Source organism: Arthrobacter sp. yr096, assembly GCF_900108925.1.
Classification (GTDB): Bacteria; Actinomycetota; Actinomycetes; order Actinomycetales; family Micrococcaceae; genus Arthrobacter.
Genome location: NZ_FNYI01000001.1, coordinates 753326 through 768317 on the forward strand (window position 1 = coordinate 753326; position 14992 = coordinate 768317).

The 14992-nt window shown below is 59.7% G+C and carries 12 protein-coding genes; 10 read left to right on the top strand and 2 right to left on the bottom strand.

Features of this window, described 5'->3' with window-relative positions; all coding sequences use genetic code 11:
- The first annotated feature begins 57 nt into the window (after positions 1 to 57).
- The 7 genes from mtrA (at position 58) to secA (ending at position 10447) form a co-directional block, all read left to right on the top strand.
- Positions 58 to 732: an MtrAB system response regulator MtrA gene (gene mtrA / locus BMY91_RS03570; protein ID WP_090818324.1), complete on the top strand. Its 675-nt coding sequence runs from the start codon at positions 58 to 60 to the stop codon at positions 730 to 732.
- Between the two features lie 142 nt (positions 733 to 874).
- Positions 875 to 2668 carry an MtrAB system histidine kinase MtrB gene (gene mtrB / locus BMY91_RS03575; protein ID WP_256212557.1) on the top strand — a complete coding sequence of 598 codons (1794 nt, stop codon included), beginning with the start codon at positions 875 to 877 and terminating at the stop codon, positions 2666 to 2668.
- Between the two features lie 2 nt (positions 2669 to 2670).
- Positions 2671 to 4383: an LpqB family beta-propeller domain-containing protein gene (locus BMY91_RS03580; RefSeq protein ID WP_090818330.1), complete on the top strand. Its 1713-nt coding sequence runs from the start codon at positions 2671 to 2673 to the stop codon at positions 4381 to 4383.
- Between the two features lie 213 nt (positions 4384 to 4596).
- Positions 4597 to 5472, top strand: a complete 876-nt coding sequence (locus BMY91_RS03585) for a ComF family protein (protein ID WP_256212559.1) — start codon at positions 4597 to 4599, stop codon at positions 5470 to 5472.
- Positions 5473 to 5615: 143 nt separating this feature from the next.
- Positions 5616 to 6344 carry a ribosome hibernation-promoting factor, HPF/YfiA family gene (hpf, locus tag BMY91_RS03590; RefSeq protein WP_090818333.1) on the top strand — a complete coding sequence of 243 codons (729 nt, stop codon included), beginning with the start codon at positions 5616 to 5618 and terminating at the stop codon, positions 6342 to 6344.
- A gap of 29 nt (positions 6345 to 6373) precedes the next feature.
- Complete coding sequence (locus BMY91_RS03595) at positions 6374 to 7663, top strand: winged helix-turn-helix domain-containing protein (protein ID WP_090818337.1); 1290 nt, start codon at positions 6374 to 6376, stop codon at positions 7661 to 7663.
- Between the two features lie 42 nt (positions 7664 to 7705).
- Entirely contained in the window at positions 7706 to 10447 is a 2742-nt protein-coding gene (gene secA, locus BMY91_RS03600; RefSeq protein ID WP_090818340.1) for a preprotein translocase subunit SecA, read from the top strand.
- 100 nt (positions 10448 to 10547) lie between these two features.
- On the opposite strand, the gene BMY91_RS23355 is transcribed toward secA, so the two are convergent.
- Positions 10548 to 10976 (bottom strand): Rv3235 family protein, encoded by a 429-nt coding sequence (locus tag BMY91_RS23355; protein ID WP_090818342.1) that lies wholly within the window; start codon positions 10974 to 10976, stop codon positions 10548 to 10550.
- Between the two features lie 1080 nt (positions 10977 to 12056).
- Between BMY91_RS23355 and BMY91_RS03615 the strand changes: the two genes are divergently transcribed.
- Positions 12057 to 12644: a hypothetical protein gene (locus BMY91_RS03615; RefSeq protein WP_090818348.1), complete on the top strand. Its 588-nt coding sequence runs from the start codon at positions 12057 to 12059 to the stop codon at positions 12642 to 12644.
- Here BMY91_RS03615 and BMY91_RS03620 read toward each other — a convergent pair.
- Complete coding sequence (locus BMY91_RS03620) at positions 12641 to 12862, bottom strand: helix-turn-helix domain-containing protein (RefSeq protein ID WP_090818351.1); 222 nt, start codon at positions 12860 to 12862, stop codon at positions 12641 to 12643. The genes BMY91_RS03615 and BMY91_RS03620 overlap by 4 nt on opposite strands.
- A gap of 153 nt (positions 12863 to 13015) precedes the next feature.
- On the opposite strand from BMY91_RS03620, the gene BMY91_RS03625 reads away from it, so the two are divergent.
- Both BMY91_RS03625 and BMY91_RS03630 read left to right on the top strand, forming a co-directional pair.
- Positions 13016 to 13660 carry an SAF domain-containing protein gene (locus BMY91_RS03625; RefSeq protein WP_090818354.1) on the top strand — a complete coding sequence of 215 codons (645 nt, stop codon included), beginning with the start codon at positions 13016 to 13018 and terminating at the stop codon, positions 13658 to 13660.
- The gene (locus BMY91_RS03630) at positions 13657 to 14967 is read left to right on the top strand and encodes a CpaE/TadZ family protein (protein ID WP_090818359.1); all 1311 of its coding nucleotides are present in this window, start codon (positions 13657 to 13659) and stop codon (positions 14965 to 14967) included. The genes BMY91_RS03625 and BMY91_RS03630 overlap by 4 nt, the downstream gene beginning before the upstream one ends.
- Positions 14968 to 14992: the final 25 nt, after the last annotated feature.

Sequence of the window (14992 nt, forward strand, 5' to 3'; positions counted from 1 at the left end):
CATGCCGGGCGCCGTGCCCAACGGGACAAAGACTTGGTGATAAGGGAATATATAACTATGAAGGCACGCATTCTGGTAGTTGACGACGACGAAGCACTCGCAGAGATGATTGGCATCGTACTGCGCAATGATGGCTTCGAGCCGGTGTTCTGCGCAGATGGCGGCCAGGCTCTGGAGATCTTCCGCTCTTCCAAGCCGGACTTGGTCCTGCTTGACCTGATGCTGCCGGGCTCAGACGGCATCGAGGTGTGCCGTCAGATCCGCGGGGAGTCGGACGTTCCCATCGTCATGCTCACCGCGAAGTCCGATACTTCGGATGTGGTCAGGGGCCTTGAATCAGGTGCCGATGACTATGTGCCCAAGCCTTTCAAGCCTGCGGAGCTGGTGGCGCGCGTTCGCGCCAGGCTGCGCCCCGGCGACCAGAAGGCCCCCGAAACCTTGCGGATTGCTGACGTGACTATCGACGTCGCAGGTCACTTGGTGACCCGCGGAGGCGAACGTATCTCGCTGACGCCCCTTGAGTTCGACCTCCTGGTGGCCTTGGCGCGCAAGCCGTGGCAAGTGTTTACCCGTGAACTTCTCCTGGAACAGGTCTGGGGGTATCGCCATGCCGCTGACACACGCCTGGTCAATGTTCACGTCCAGCGCCTGCGCTCCAAGATTGAACGTGATCCGGAAGCGCCCGAGGTTGTTTTGACGGTGCGTGGTGTCGGATATAAAGCAGGTTCCTGAGTCCCCGGCCGGACAGGCCGGCACGGTGGATGAGAACCTCAGCCCCGGAGGTTCAGACCCGGCCGGCGAACAGCAGGTGACGCCGGCTCAGTCAACGACCCCCCAGCCGTCTCCTGAGCGACCTGCCCGGCAGGTTCGAAACATGCCCTGGCTCCTGTCCCGGGCCCGGATTTGGACACGCCGGGGACTCATCCTCGTGTTGAGGGTCTCACGGTTGGTCTCCATCGGTGTGAGGCAGATCAGGCCGGGTCTTCGCTATCTATGGCGCTCACTGCTACGGCGCTGGCGGCGGTCCTTGGAGTTTCGGACAGTCCTGACCACATTGCTTCTGGCGGTGACATCCTTCGCGATTGTTGGTGCATATCTGTCCAATCAGATCGCCAACAACCTCTTCCAAGAGCGTCTTGTGCAGGCGGAGTCCGAGTCGCGCTACAACGTCAAACAAGTCCAGGACACGTTCGACGGCGCACAAGTCACCGACCAGTCCAGCGTCATCACGTTGGTGTATGACACCTTGACCGCAGTCGAGGGCCGTGGCTCGGTGATCCAGCGCCGATACGTTTTTGAGGCGAAACCGGAGCAAACCAAGCCACGAAACCGTTGGGTAGAGTCCCGTGCGTCGGATCAACTCACGGTCCGCGTCATTCCGCCTGAGCTGCGAAAGGCCGTCCAGGAAGGTGGGAAGCAACAGTTCTGGGCGTCCACACAGTTTCCCGTAGGCAATGAGGACCGTCCAGGCATAGCCGTGGGCAACATGGTGACCTTCAACGGCACGTCTTATGAGCTCTACTTGATCTACGACCTCAATACGGCTCAACAAACGCTGAACGAGATCCAGAACGTGCTCTGGGCGGGCGGTGCGGCCCTGGTCCTCATGATCGGTGCGATTGCTTGGTACGTGACGCGCAATGTGGTCAGTCCCGTCAGTCATGCTGCGGTGGTCTCGGAAAAACTCGCGGCGGGCCAACTCCAGGAACGCATGGTGGTCAAGGGCGAAGACGAGGTTGCCAGGCTTGGTGCCTCCTTCAACCACATGGCTGCCAGTCTCCAGGAGCAGATCACGCAGCTGGCCACACTCTCCCAAATGCAGCAGCGGTTCGTCTCCGACGTGTCCCATGAACTGCGCACGCCGCTCACCACTGTCCGGATGGCAGCTGAGGTCCTGTTCGAAGCGCGGGAGGACTTCGACCCCATGAACAAGAGATCGGCAGAGCTGCTCTATCACCAAGTGGAGCGCTTCCAGTCGTTGCTGTCCGACCTCCTCGAGATCTCGAGATTCGACGCCGGTGCCGCTGTTCTCGACGCAGAACCGCAGGACATTTTCCAAGTGATTTCGCACGTCATGGAAGGTGCATCGCCTGTGGCGGCGGAGTACGGTTCGGACGTCCGGTTGAATGCCAGGCAGAAGAGCATTGTGGTGGAGATGGATTCGCGAAGGATAGACCGCATCCTCCGCAATTTGCTCCTCAATGCGCTGGAACACGGCGAGGGAAAGCCGATCCTTATTTCTGTCGCGGCAAACCACGACGCCGTTGCCGTCTCGGTAAGGGACCATGGCATAGGTATGAGCCAGGCCGAAGCCGCCCGGGTCTTCGACCGTTTCTGGCGGGCAGACCCTGCACGGGCGCGCACCACGGGCGGCAGCGGGCTTGGCCTTTCGATTGCGGCTGAGGACACCAAGCTGCACAACGGTTGGCTGCAGGCATGGGGCCGAAAAGGATCGGGGTCAAACTTCCGGTTGACGCTGCCTCTCCGGCAAGGAGGCACTATCGTCAAGTCACCTCTGCAGCTCGAACCGGCTGACATTGAGTTCCCGGGTACTGCTCGCGAGCGCCAGATGCTCGTTCTGGGTACCGACCCCGGGACTCCGCCTCAAAGATCCCAGGCTGCTGCGGGACTGGACACTCCGGACGCTGTCGAAGGAGAGGACAGGTGAGTATGGTGCGTATCCGGCGCCAGCGCGCCGTCGTCGCCATGATGGCGTTGTTGCTGGTCTTCCTGGCTTCCTGCGCGCAGATTCCCCGCTCAGGCCCCGTCGGCAAGAGTAAAGACGAAGGCGCAGGCAATCCCAACGCACCGGTCTTCTTTCCTGCTGCCCCGCGCGCGGGCTCCAGCCCGGAGACTGTGATAGAGGATTTCTACATGGCCGGCAGCGGCTATGAGGACGATTACCCCGTGGCTCGCCAGTACCTGACACAAGCACAATCCGTGACGTGGAAACCCGACAAACGAGCCATCGTTTTCCGCGAGGCACAGGTCGTTAAGGCTGCGGGAGAAAACGAATATCTCTACGAACTGGACCTCGCCTATTCGGTGGATGCCGACGGCGTTGCTACTCAGTTCCCTCCGGGAACCAAGGAGACCATCCCCCTGACGCTTGAACAGGTGGAGGGGGAGTGGAGGATCTCCAAGGTGCCGGATGGCACGGCCATTCCGGAGGAAACATTCAAGGTGATTTACGGGGCGTTTCCCATCTACTTCTATGACCCGACGTTCACCTATGCGGTGCCCGACTACAGGTGGTTCATCAAGAAGAACACCGTTAAGTCCATGACCAGTGCCCTGCTTGCCGGCCCGGCACCTTATCTGCGAGGTGCCGTCGTCAGTGCCTTCCCGTCGGGGATGAAGCTGGCCCGTGAATCAGTGCCGGTGGTTTCCGGCGCAGCCCAGGTGGACTTGTCCGCCAAGGAACTTTTTGACGCATCGGCAGAGGATCGCCAGAGAATACAGAACCAATTGGCCCTGACGTTCCGGAGCCAGCCCGACGTCATCAATGTCCAGTTGCGCGCCGACCAGGATCTTGTCCGCGTAGAAGACAACGGGACGGTGTTGCCCCCGGTTGTGGACAAGAGTGTTCCTGCCCGCCAAATCGCGGTCAGCAACGGTGATTTGGCGCGTTATGAGAACAACAGGATTACTCCGCTGCCGGACATCCAGTCGGTGGTGGGACTGGGACCGCATGCGCCAGCGGAGTCGCCCGTTTCCCAAACGGCTGCATTCCTCAACGGCGACAAGACCACGTTGTACTCGATCGAGCCAGGACAGCCTGCCCGGCAGCTGACTACCAGGAGTACCTTGACGGGTCCTTCGTTCAGCCCCCACGACTGGGTCTGGACTGCGGGACCGGGAGCCAACGGGGCCGCCGAAGTTGTGGTGTTTAAGCCAACTGGCGTCGCACCCGGCATGGCTGTTCCCAGTGTCACCATGACCCCTTCGTGGCTCTCCGGCAGGACCGTCAAAGACTTCAGGGTTTCCCGCGAGGGCACAAGGGCGCTGGTGATTTCCGAGGCGAACGGGAAGTCTGCGGTACAGGTAACTGGAATAGTCCGGAATCCTGATGGCGTTCCCAAGGATCTCACTACGCCTATTACCTTGCTCAGCAGTGTGGCAGCTGACCAAGGAGCGTGGGTCAACGGCTCTACTGTTGCGGTGATGGCCAGTTCGGCGACCGCCACGGTGGTTCCGGAATTGCTGTCCCTGTCATCCGGTGAACCGCAGCAGCTGGCACCATGGGACGGTCTGACCAGCCTCAGCGCTGGAAACGGTTCCGAGCAAATTTTCGGGCAGTCTGATGCCGGCATCTTCCAACGCGTTGGAAACGGCTGGGAGCTCCAGTTGAAAGGACCCACGGAGCCGGCTTTCCCAGGCTGATCAGCGTCAAGTGGGGTGCTCCGGTTGTCCACATGTGGCGCCGCATGGCTATTGCCTGCGAAGGCGAAGAGGCAGGCTGAGATGGTGGCCTCCTCTGATACCGACAACCTACCCCGAGGTGGGCGGGTCCGCCGCCTCGACCCAGATCACGATGCTTACGATCCAGTCAGGGCACGGCGTCGGGCTACGGACCAGAGACTTATCGGCAGGCTCGTGACCGAACTCCAAGGGGCTCTCGCGGAATTGCTGGCCTTGTTGATACCTGTGGAATGCGTCTGCTGCGAGGTTGAGGACACCGTGCTGTGCGGCGTCTGCGCACAAAATGTGCGCCACCTATGCAAGCAACCTTTTCGCGCAGAGCAGGAGTCGCCCTCATTGGTTGACGTCAACGGCATCGCAACGCTCCAGGTCGTGGCGGCAGGTGCCTACAGGGATGAACTGGCACGATGCTTGTTGTCTTTTAAACGCTCCGGTCAGTGGCGCTTGGCGGATGTTCTTGCTCCGTGCCTCGCGAAAGCAGTGGAGAGCGCCATCGGTGGCCGCACCGGGTTTCTCCTGGTACCCATCCCGACGAATGGGCGGGCTTACCGCAAGCGTGGATTCAGCCCGGTCCATCTCCTGCTGCTGTGGGTGCGTCTGCGCAGGCTCCTGCCACACTGTGCCAGCATTGACGCGCTTCAGAAGAAAAGGAGTTGGCCTATGGACCGCCTGCCGACAGCTGTATTCCACATGCTGACAGGACGGTTGGCTGATGTGCTGCCGGGCAGGGAAAGTTTGGTGCAGGGAAATGGCCAAAAGGGCCTGGGCCGGGGCGAACGTGCCAGACGGGTCCGAGGATCCATGCGGGTGCGGCGGCGACGCATCAAGGACATCCGGGGGAGGGAATGCATCCTGATCGACGACGTTCTGACCACGGGAGCTACCCTCGCGGAGGCGGCGCGCGCTGTTAAGGCTGCTGGTGGTGTGGTGTGCGGCGCCGTTGTGCTTGCGGCCACGAGGCCACCAGCCTACGCCCCATTCGCAGCCGAAGACGACCCGCACGGCGTCATTAAGACTCAATCAAAAAATAAGTGGCTAAAGGATGAATAACGGGTGGTGATGAACTAACGTCGGTTGTGGGTACCAAGAACAGATGTACCTGTCGATAGCGGCTCGGAAAGGGGCTCGACTGTCCGTCAGACAAGCCCCTAACAGCGTCGTTGTCGTGTCACCTGAGTTATTTGGAGGGCACCATGGAGTTCATGATCAGCGGACGAAATCTCACAGTTTCTGACCGCTTTCGCGAATACGCCGGCGAGAAAATCTCGAAGATTGAATCGCTGGGGGATAAGGTCCAGCGAGTCGACGCCAAAGTTTCCAAGGAAACCAACCCCCGGCAGATACCGGGGCAGCTCACCGTTGAAGTGACCGTCCTGGGCCGTGGCCCCGTGATCCGTGCCGAGGCCACAGCCGCTGATAAATTTGCTGCCTTCGATCTCGCGTACAACAAGCTCCTTGAAAGGCTTCGTCGTGCGAAAGACCGGAAAAAGGTCCACCACGGCCGCCACACTCCCAAAGCAGTCCGGGAAGCCACGGCCACCCTCGAGCCAGCCAGTGCAAGCGAGCCGCTCTACGTTGAGGCCAGCAACCACCAAGAGCCCGCGCCACAGGCCGACGAGCGTTCTCCATACGAAATCGAGAACGATATTCCGGCGGGCGATTCACCCGTCCTGATCCGCCGGAAGGTATTTCCCGCGGCGTCGCTTACACTCGATGATGCTGTGGACAGCATGGAACTTGTTGGGCACAACTTCTACCTGTTCCTGGACAAGGAAACCAACGCACCATCGGTCGTTTACCGGCGAAGTGGTTGGACGTACGGTGTGATTACCCTTGATTCCACCTGCGAACCCGGCGAGGAAGCCGTCGAAGAGAAGATCCACGCCTACCGCTCGGATGACCAGGCTTCCACGGCCAAATAAGGCCTCAACTCCTGCATGAAGGGACTTCAATGACCGCTTCGCTGAGCCTGTCACAGGCACGGCGGATCGCATTGGCAGCTCAAGGATTGGCAAAGGTAAGGCCCGCCGGCCCCGTGACACCACGGGCGGTGGGCCGTACCTTTGCCCAACTCCAGCTCGTCCAGATCGACTCCGTGAATGTCGTGGCGCGAAGCCATTACCTTCCGTTCTTTTCCCGCCTCGGCAACTATGATCCCCTCATTCTCCAAGCGATGGCAGGCCGTAAGCCACGCAGGATGATGGAGTATTGGGCCCATGAGGCCAGCTTCATTCGTCCCGAGCACTTCCACGACCTGCTCCTGTGGCAAAAAAGGGCATGGGTTGGAGCGCATAACCTCGATCCGCTTGTTCGGGGGGACATGGAAGACCGGATACTGGCGGCCCTCAGCGCGGGGCGCCCCATGACCGCGTCGGAGCTTACTGCCAGGCTCGGCCACGACGAGGAAGCTGAGCGCGACAATTGGGGCTGGAACTGGAATATCGTCAAGCGCGTGCTGGAACACCTGTTCGAACAGGGCCGTATTTCGGCCGCATCGCGTACACCGCAATTTGAACGACAGTACACCCTGACATCCAGGGTCCTTCCCGAGATGACGTTGTCCACACTGGATGCCGAGGCGTCGCTTGATCGACTCATGGACGCAGCGGCCCAAGCCCACGGCATTGGGACAGTGCGGTGCTTCTCTGACTACTTCCGGACACCGCTGAAAGCCGGCGCGGATTCGGTCCAGCGCCTTATCCGGGCAGGCCGCCTCGAACCAGTCACGGTCCGCGGGTGGGACCGTGCCACGTACAGACATGTCGGGGCCAAGTTGCCACGGAGGGCCGAGGGGCGCGCCTTGCTGAGTCCTTTTGACTCCCTGGTCTTCGAAAGGCGCCGCCTTGAAGAGCTGTTTGGGTTCCACTACCGGATCGAGATTTATACCCCAGCCGCCAAGAGGCAATTCGGCTATTACGTCCTCCCGTTCTTGCTGAGGGAGGCCATTGTGGCCAGGGTGGACCTGAAAGCCGATCGGGCGGCTGGTCAGCTTCTGGTGCGTTCTGCCTATGGTGAGGTGGGTGCTCCGCCTGATACCGCCGTCGAGCTTGCAGCAGAACTTGACCTTATGGCCAATTGGCTGGGCTTGCAGGAAGTCGTGGTGTGGCCCGTGGGGGACCTTGCCGCCGATCTATCGCTGGAGGTGAACTGCCGTGCTGACGGTCTTGGACAACAAGGTCGGCCGGCTAGTCCGCTCAGAGGTGAACCCGACAACGTGGCATTGGTCTCTCCCGTAGACTGAAACAGCCAGAATTCGGCAGCATGAGACTGGGAGCAATTTCACGTGGCATCACTAATCGAAAAACTTCTCCGCACGGGTGACAAAAAGACACTCAAGCAACTGCGGAACTATGCCGATTCCATCAATGCCCTGGAAGACTCCTTCAAGTCATTCACAGATGCCGAACTTCGTGAGGAAACGGATCACCTTAGGTCCAGGCATAAGGACGGCGAGACGCTGGATGCCCTCCTTCCTGAAGCCTTTGCCGCTGTTCGCGAGGCTTCTGCGCGTACTTTGGGCATGCGTCACTTCGATGTCCAGTTGATGGGCGGCGCCGCATTGCACCTTGGCAACATCGCAGAAATGAAAACCGGTGAAGGCAAGACCCTGGTGGCTACCGCGCCTGCGTATCTGAACGCGCTCACCGGTAAGGGCGTCCACGTGGTGACTGTGAACGACTACCTCGCTGAATACCAGTCCGAACTCATGGGTCGTGTCTACCGATTCCTGGGCCTGACCAGCGGTTGCATCCTTTCCAACCAGGATCCTGCGGTGCGCAGGCAGCAGTACGCGGCGGACATTACCTATGGCACCAACAACGAATTCGGCTTCGACTACTTGCGCGACAACATGGCCTGGGACTCCAGCGAACTTGTGCAGCGCGGCCACAATTTCGCGATCGTTGACGAGGTCGACTCCATCCTGATCGATGAAGCCCGTACCCCCCTTATTATTTCCGGCCCGGCACAGGGCGACACCAACCGCTGGTACAGCGAATTCGCCAAGGTCGTCCTCCGTCTGCAGCCTGAAGTCGACTATGAAGTCGACGAGAAGAAGCGGACCGTGGGCGTGCTTGAGGCTGGAATCGAAAAGGTAGAGGACTACCTCGGTATCCAGAACCTCTACGAGTCTGCCAATACGCCGCTGATTGGTTTCCTTAACAACGCCATCAAGGCCAAGGAGCTCTTCAAACGGGACAAGGACTACGTCATCCTCGACGGCGAGGTGCTGATCGTTGACGAGCACACCGGCCGCATTTTGGCCGGACGACGCTACAACGAAGGGATGCACCAGGCCATAGAGGCTAAAGAAAACGTTGAGATCAAGGCAGAGAACCAGACTCTCGCCACGGTCACCCTGCAGAACTACTTCCGCATGTATTCAAAGCTTGCCGGTATGACCGGTACGGCCGAGACTGAAGCCGCGGAGTTTATGAGCACCTACAAGCTCGGTGTCGTTCCCATCCCCACGAACCGCGACATGCAGCGCATTGACCAGCCTGACCTCGTCTACAAGAACGAAGTGGTCAAGTTTGATGCTGTGGTTCAGGACATCGCTGAGCGGCACGAGAGTGGCCAGCCTGTACTGGTAGGTACCACGAGTGTTGAGAAGAGCGAGTACCTCTCCAAGCTCCTTGCCAAGGAAGGTATCCGGCATGAGGTACTGAACGCCAAGAACCACGCCCGGGAAGCGTCCATCGTGGCGCAGGCAGGGCGAAAAGGTGCCGTCACGGTGGCAACTAATATGGCAGGCCGTGGAACCGACATCATGCTGGGCGGCAACGCTGAATTCACAGCCATTGCTGAACTTGCCAAGAGTGGGCTCGATCCTGAAGAAAATTCCGAAGAGTACGAGGCCGCATGGCCCGACGCTCTTTCGGCTGCCAAGCAGGCAGTCAAGGACGAGCATGAAGAGGTCCTCGATCTTGGTGGGCTCTACGTTCTCGGAACCGAGCGCCATGAATCCCGACGCATCGACAACCAGCTGCGAGGCCGTTCAGGACGTCAGGGTGACCCCGGGGAATCCCGTTTCTACCTTTCCTTGACTGACGATCTCATGAGGCTGTTCAACTCAGGCGCGGCGGAGCGGCTCATGAACAGCTCTGTGCCGGATGACGTTGCGCTCGAATCCAAGCTCGTCTCGCGTGCCATCGCATCGGCTCAGGGGCAGGTCGAAGGCCGCAACGCCGAACAGCGCAAGAACGTCCTCAAGTACGACGACGTCCTCAATCGCCAGCGTGAAGCCATCTACGGTGACCGTCGCCGGATTCTCGAAGGCGATGACCTCCATGAGAAGGTTCAGTTCTTCCTGGAAGACACCATCAACGCCCTCATTGACGCCGCTACGGCCGAAGGCACAGGCGATGACTGGGATTTCAACCAGCTGTGGGCCAATCTGAAAACGCTGTACCCGGCCACTGTTACCGCTGAGGAAATCATTGAAGAAGCCGGTGGCAAGTCGCAAGTGACCGCAGACTTCCTGAGGGATGAAATTCTCTCGGACGCGCGCCTCGTGTACCAGGCCCGCGAAGAGGCTATTGGCTCCGAGAGTATGCGTGAGCTTGAGCGCAGGGTTGTGCTTTCTGTTCTCGGACGTAAGTGGCAGGAACATCTCTACGAGATGGACTACCTGAAAGAGGGAATTGGACTCCGGGCCATGGCCCAGCGTGATCCTCTGGTGGAGTACCAGCGCGAGGGCTTTGTCATGTTCCAGAGCATGATGGAGGCCATCCGCGAGGAGAGCATCGGATTCCTGTACAACCTCGAGGTGGAGGTAACGCCGGCCGAGGACGTTGTAGTGGCCGACGACTCTGCAGCGGGAGTACACACTGAGCATCATGATCCCCAAATCCGGGCAGCTGGACTGCAGGCACCGGAGAAACCGGCACAGTTGCAGTACACAGCTCCGGGTGAGGACGGTGCCACGCAGACGCGCATTGAGGGCCGCTCTTCCGGCCGATCAGGCAACCCTGCGAAGGCAGCAAGCCAAGAGCCTCGCAAGCAGGCAAAAAAGAAGCGCCGCTGAGCCGTTACCAAACGGATAGTTAATTAGAGGGTGAGCCTGTACAAGTCGTCCGGGCTCACCCTTTTTCTTTTCTCGACGAAGCGGGACAGATGCGGAAGTACTAGCCAATTTCGAGCGCTGTCACTTGCCATACTCCATCGAATCGTTCCAGACGCATGGCTACTGCACGGTACCGTTGTTCTTCGGCCACTACGATGCTGGCTTCGCAAATTGTTTCGGATATCGAGCAGGCCCGTACGGAGCGGACCATAGGGCTCCGATGCGGCTGCGAATTTCCCCGGAGCCTGGCTGCATGCTTACGAGTGAGAACGGCTCGGTGTTGAAGAGACAAGTAGCACTCTGGATCCAGTGAGCGGGAAAGTTGGCTTACTGGGCGCGTTCCTGCAAGCACCTCCAAGGCCGCCTGGGCAATACTCCGCGCCACTAGCCTTACGTCGATATCCGCACGGGTTGAACCGTGAGTGGCGGCTATGCGTTTGTCGTTTTGGCGTCCCGCGGGTCGGCTTGCAGTTGCAACGATCATGGTCATACCTCTGGCATTCACTACATGAGCTGAGCGCGGGGGAAGACGCTGAACTCGGGTGGTTTCTGCTGGGATGACGTTGGACTTGTTGGTGATGCGTGGACGCCGCCCCTGAGTGGGTGGCGTCCAGCGAAATAGCTAGTGCTTTCTACGAACCGGGCATATTAGCCGGGGAGGGGAGGCCTCAGGAGTTGACCTGGTAGCAAAACAGTTGGGTCAGCTCCAATGGTGGCCCGGTTAGCGATGTACCACTTTGGCCAAGCCATGGCTATGTCCAAATCGGTGGCGAGAGGGCCCAGCCTGGATGAGGCAATTGACCACAGAGAATCGCCGGCATTGACCACTACACTTTCCTCGGATGGCGTGCGGGTTTCCCGAAGAAACTGGCGGCTTAGCAAGCCCGCATCAACGATCGGGGGACCAGGCCGCCATGCTGGATCTGCTGGCTCCCTCCCCTTTGTCGTGGTTTCGGGTGGCAATGAAGTCTGCATGGCTCCGGCAAGGGACATCGGCGTCCCCGACTTGGCGACCGCTGGATCCGTGCTTGCGGTGGTGGACTTCCACGAAGGGTCCGGTGGGGCCGTTGATGCCTGTGCAGCGCCTAAGCCCAGAAGGTTCAGGCTCATGAGTGCTACAGCCAGCCGGAGCATGAAGGCCGGGCTGAATTTGGAGAGCGAGTGCGCGCCTGCCCGCGGCCTGCGCCGTTGCAAATACGACGCCAAGAGGGCGATCGTTAATGACAACACCCACCAAGCTACTATCGCAGTTCCCGAGGCGCCGGCGACAATGCCGAGAAGGTGCTCGAACGAGGAGCTCTGCCGATGACTCACAGCGGCCTGCCACTGCTTCATCAGGACGTTCCCCTCGAAGACCAGGAACAATCCGAGCCCAAGAATCGATGCTGCGAGGGCAACGTCTCCACGCAAGGTTCGTGCCATTCGGTGCCCCCAAGACTCGTTTGATGTCATTTGATGCTGTTTGCTTTATTTGCCCTATTTTGAACACACTTGGGAAAGAATGTCCAGTCGAGGGACAAATGTCTTGCTGAGTTCGCGCTACCCCCATACTGCAGCCTAGTCTGACGACATGAGATGGGACTCTCTCTTTAGCGACTTGGAGACACAATTTCTGGCCGAGCGTGCCTTGGATCGAGAAGCCGAGATAACAGAGCGTGCCCGGGTTGAGCTGGCAGGCATAGAGTTGGGCGATCGACTTCGGGGCGCGGCGGGGACACAAATCAAAGTCGAGCTCGTTGACGGCAGCGCCATAAAGGGAGTGCTCAGCCACGTCGGCAGTGAGTGGCTGGTGTTGACCGAAGGAATCCGGCAGTGGCTGGTTCCTTGCCCGGCCGTGCTCAGGTATCAAGGTCTGGGAAGGCTGGCCATGCCCGCGCCCTCGCGAATGCGGCTCGCGTTGGGAATGGCTGCTGCGATGAGAGCTCTGGCCAGGGATCGCACTGAACTGGTGGTTCACCTGGCTGCAAAAACTGAAAATGGCTCTAAATTACAGGGAGTCATAGACCGGGTTGGCCGTGATCATTTTGATCTCGCGGTAGTGCCCCACGGGGAAGTCAGGCGAGCCGGTAACGTTGCAGCCGTCATGACCATTCCATTTGGTTCGCTGGCTGCCCTATCCTCGGCGACTGGCAATGACTTTCAGGGTGGGAGCTACTAGGACTGTCCTGTTTTGGACTTAGCCTCTTCGATCATGCGGCTGGCTTCTGCGTAGCGGTCCTGGATGTATTGTTCGAGCATTTTTTCTTCAATCCGCCACTGCCCCCGGCCTCCAACCTGTATGGCTTTCAAATCGCCGCTTCGAACCAGTGCGTATGCCTGGGGTGAATTGATCTGGAGCTGTTCGGCGACGTCCGCAAGGGTCAGGAATCGGGGCATGGATCCATTTTGCCACCGTTGCCGCTATTTGAGGCACTTATCCACAGTTTCATCCCATTTGGGGTCGATCGCTTTGGCAGCAAAGAACCCGGCGGTCAGAATGGGAAGGCTGGTCTTTGGGCCATGCCTGAATTCGAAATGGGGAACAGAAGTATGGGGCCAACGGCAACTGTAGCGGCGTCAAGGTTAAAGAAGCCGTCATGGAAGGACCCTCGGCTTCTTGTTGGACTTCTGCTGGTGCTCGCGTCCATAGCCGGCGTGATTGGGTTGGTGGGTGCCGCAGACAAGACGAAGCAGGTTTACATCGCGAAGGAAGACATTGGGGTTGGGCAGGCGGTCACAGCGGGTGATTTGTCAATCGCCAACGTCCGCCTGGATGACCTCGAGTCCGGTTACCTCACCGTTGAAGGAGGCCTCTCTGAAGGCAAAGTGGCCTTACAACGAGTGGCGAAGAACCAGCTCGTGCCGCAGGAGAGCCTGGGGGAGCCCGATGCTCTGAACCGAAAACCCGTTGCCATTTCCATGGAGGAAGAACTGCCTGAGCAGGCAGTCGCCGGCGCCAGGGTGGACGTCTGGGTCGCAAATCCTGGGGCGAGCAGTGCGTATGAAGCGCCGCAGTTGCTGCTTCCGGGTGCCGAAATTGCACAGGTGACATCCGGCTCCACAACTTTGGGGGCCTCAAAGACGACTGTGGTTCTCGTGCTGGTGACCAATGATCAGATGCCCAAATTGCTCGGGGCGCTTGCGAACAAGGCCAAAATCTCCGTTGTTTGGAACCCTTCAGGTTCACGTCAATGAGTATTCCAGTAGTCACTGTTGGCCCATCACAAGAAGCCGTGGTTGAAGGGTTGGAGCGTCTTCAAGGTCCAGTTACTGTGGTGCGCCGGTGTGAGGAACTGACTGAACTCATTGCTGCCTGCCAAAGCGGCCTCGCCGTGGCGGCCGTTGTGGCGGAAGGCAGCGGGGAACTCACAACCACGTTGGTCGATCGGCTCGGCGCAGTTGGCGTCATGATCGTGGCCCTGACGGACGACCCCGTCGAGATGGCTCGATTGCATTCCATTGGCGTCGTAGCGGCAGCTTCCGGGATTGAGCCGGCTGCGCTGGCTTCCACAATTTCCGAGGCAGTTGGCCGTGACCAATCGCGCGGGCGACTGGGCTCGGGGCTTCATGCGGGCTTCTCTGATGCCGGTGCGGATCCATTGCCGGCGCCTGTCGCTGACATCGCCGAGGATTGGTCGAAGAACCCAGGGAAGATCTATGCCGTATGGGGACCCGTGGGTGCGCCGGGCAGGACACTGCTGGCCGTCAATATGGCAGCGGAGTTGGCGGCCGATGGACAATCCGTCATCCTCGTGGATGCGGACAGCTACGGTGCAAGTGTGGCTGCCGCCCTCGGATTGCTGGACGAATCGGCAGGGTTGGCCTTGGCATGCCGGCTGGCGGATCAAGGCTTGCTCGACGTCAAAGCGCTTGAGGGGGCGGCCATTCAGGTGTTCACCAAGCGCGGCTCATTCCGCGTTCTCACCGGGACGACGCGTGCTGACCGGTGGACAGAACTCCGGGCGGCAGCACTGTCCGCAGTACTGGAACAAGCCCGGCAAATAGCGGACGTCATTGTGGTGGATGTGGGCTTTTGCCTCGAAGCGGACGAAGAGCTGAGCTTTGACAGTATGGCTCCCCGGCGGAATGCGGCCACGCTGCGCAGCCTGGAGCTGGCCGACGTCGTGTTCGCCGTGGGTACGGCGGACGCTATCGGGGTGCCGCGATTGGTCCGGGGCTTGGCGGAGTTGGAAGCTGTAGTGCCTCAGGTCAGTGCTCGTGTGGTGCTGAACAAGGTAAGGAGGGCTGCCGCGGGGCGTTCGCCGCGCCAGCAATTGGAAGATGCGTGGGTCCGGTATGGCCCGGGAATGGGAATAGACGCGTACCTCCCGGCCGATCCGGCGGCGTGCGATGCCGCATTGCTCTCTGGGTCAGTACTACTGGAAGTCGCGCCGGACTCGGAGCTACGGATGGCCATCGCTGGGCTCGTATGTGCGCCTGTCCAGCAAAATCGGAATTCCTTTGGTCGAACTACCAGAGCTTTGGGACTGCATAAGCGCTAGGCTCAAATTGTGGGCTGCAGAGTCG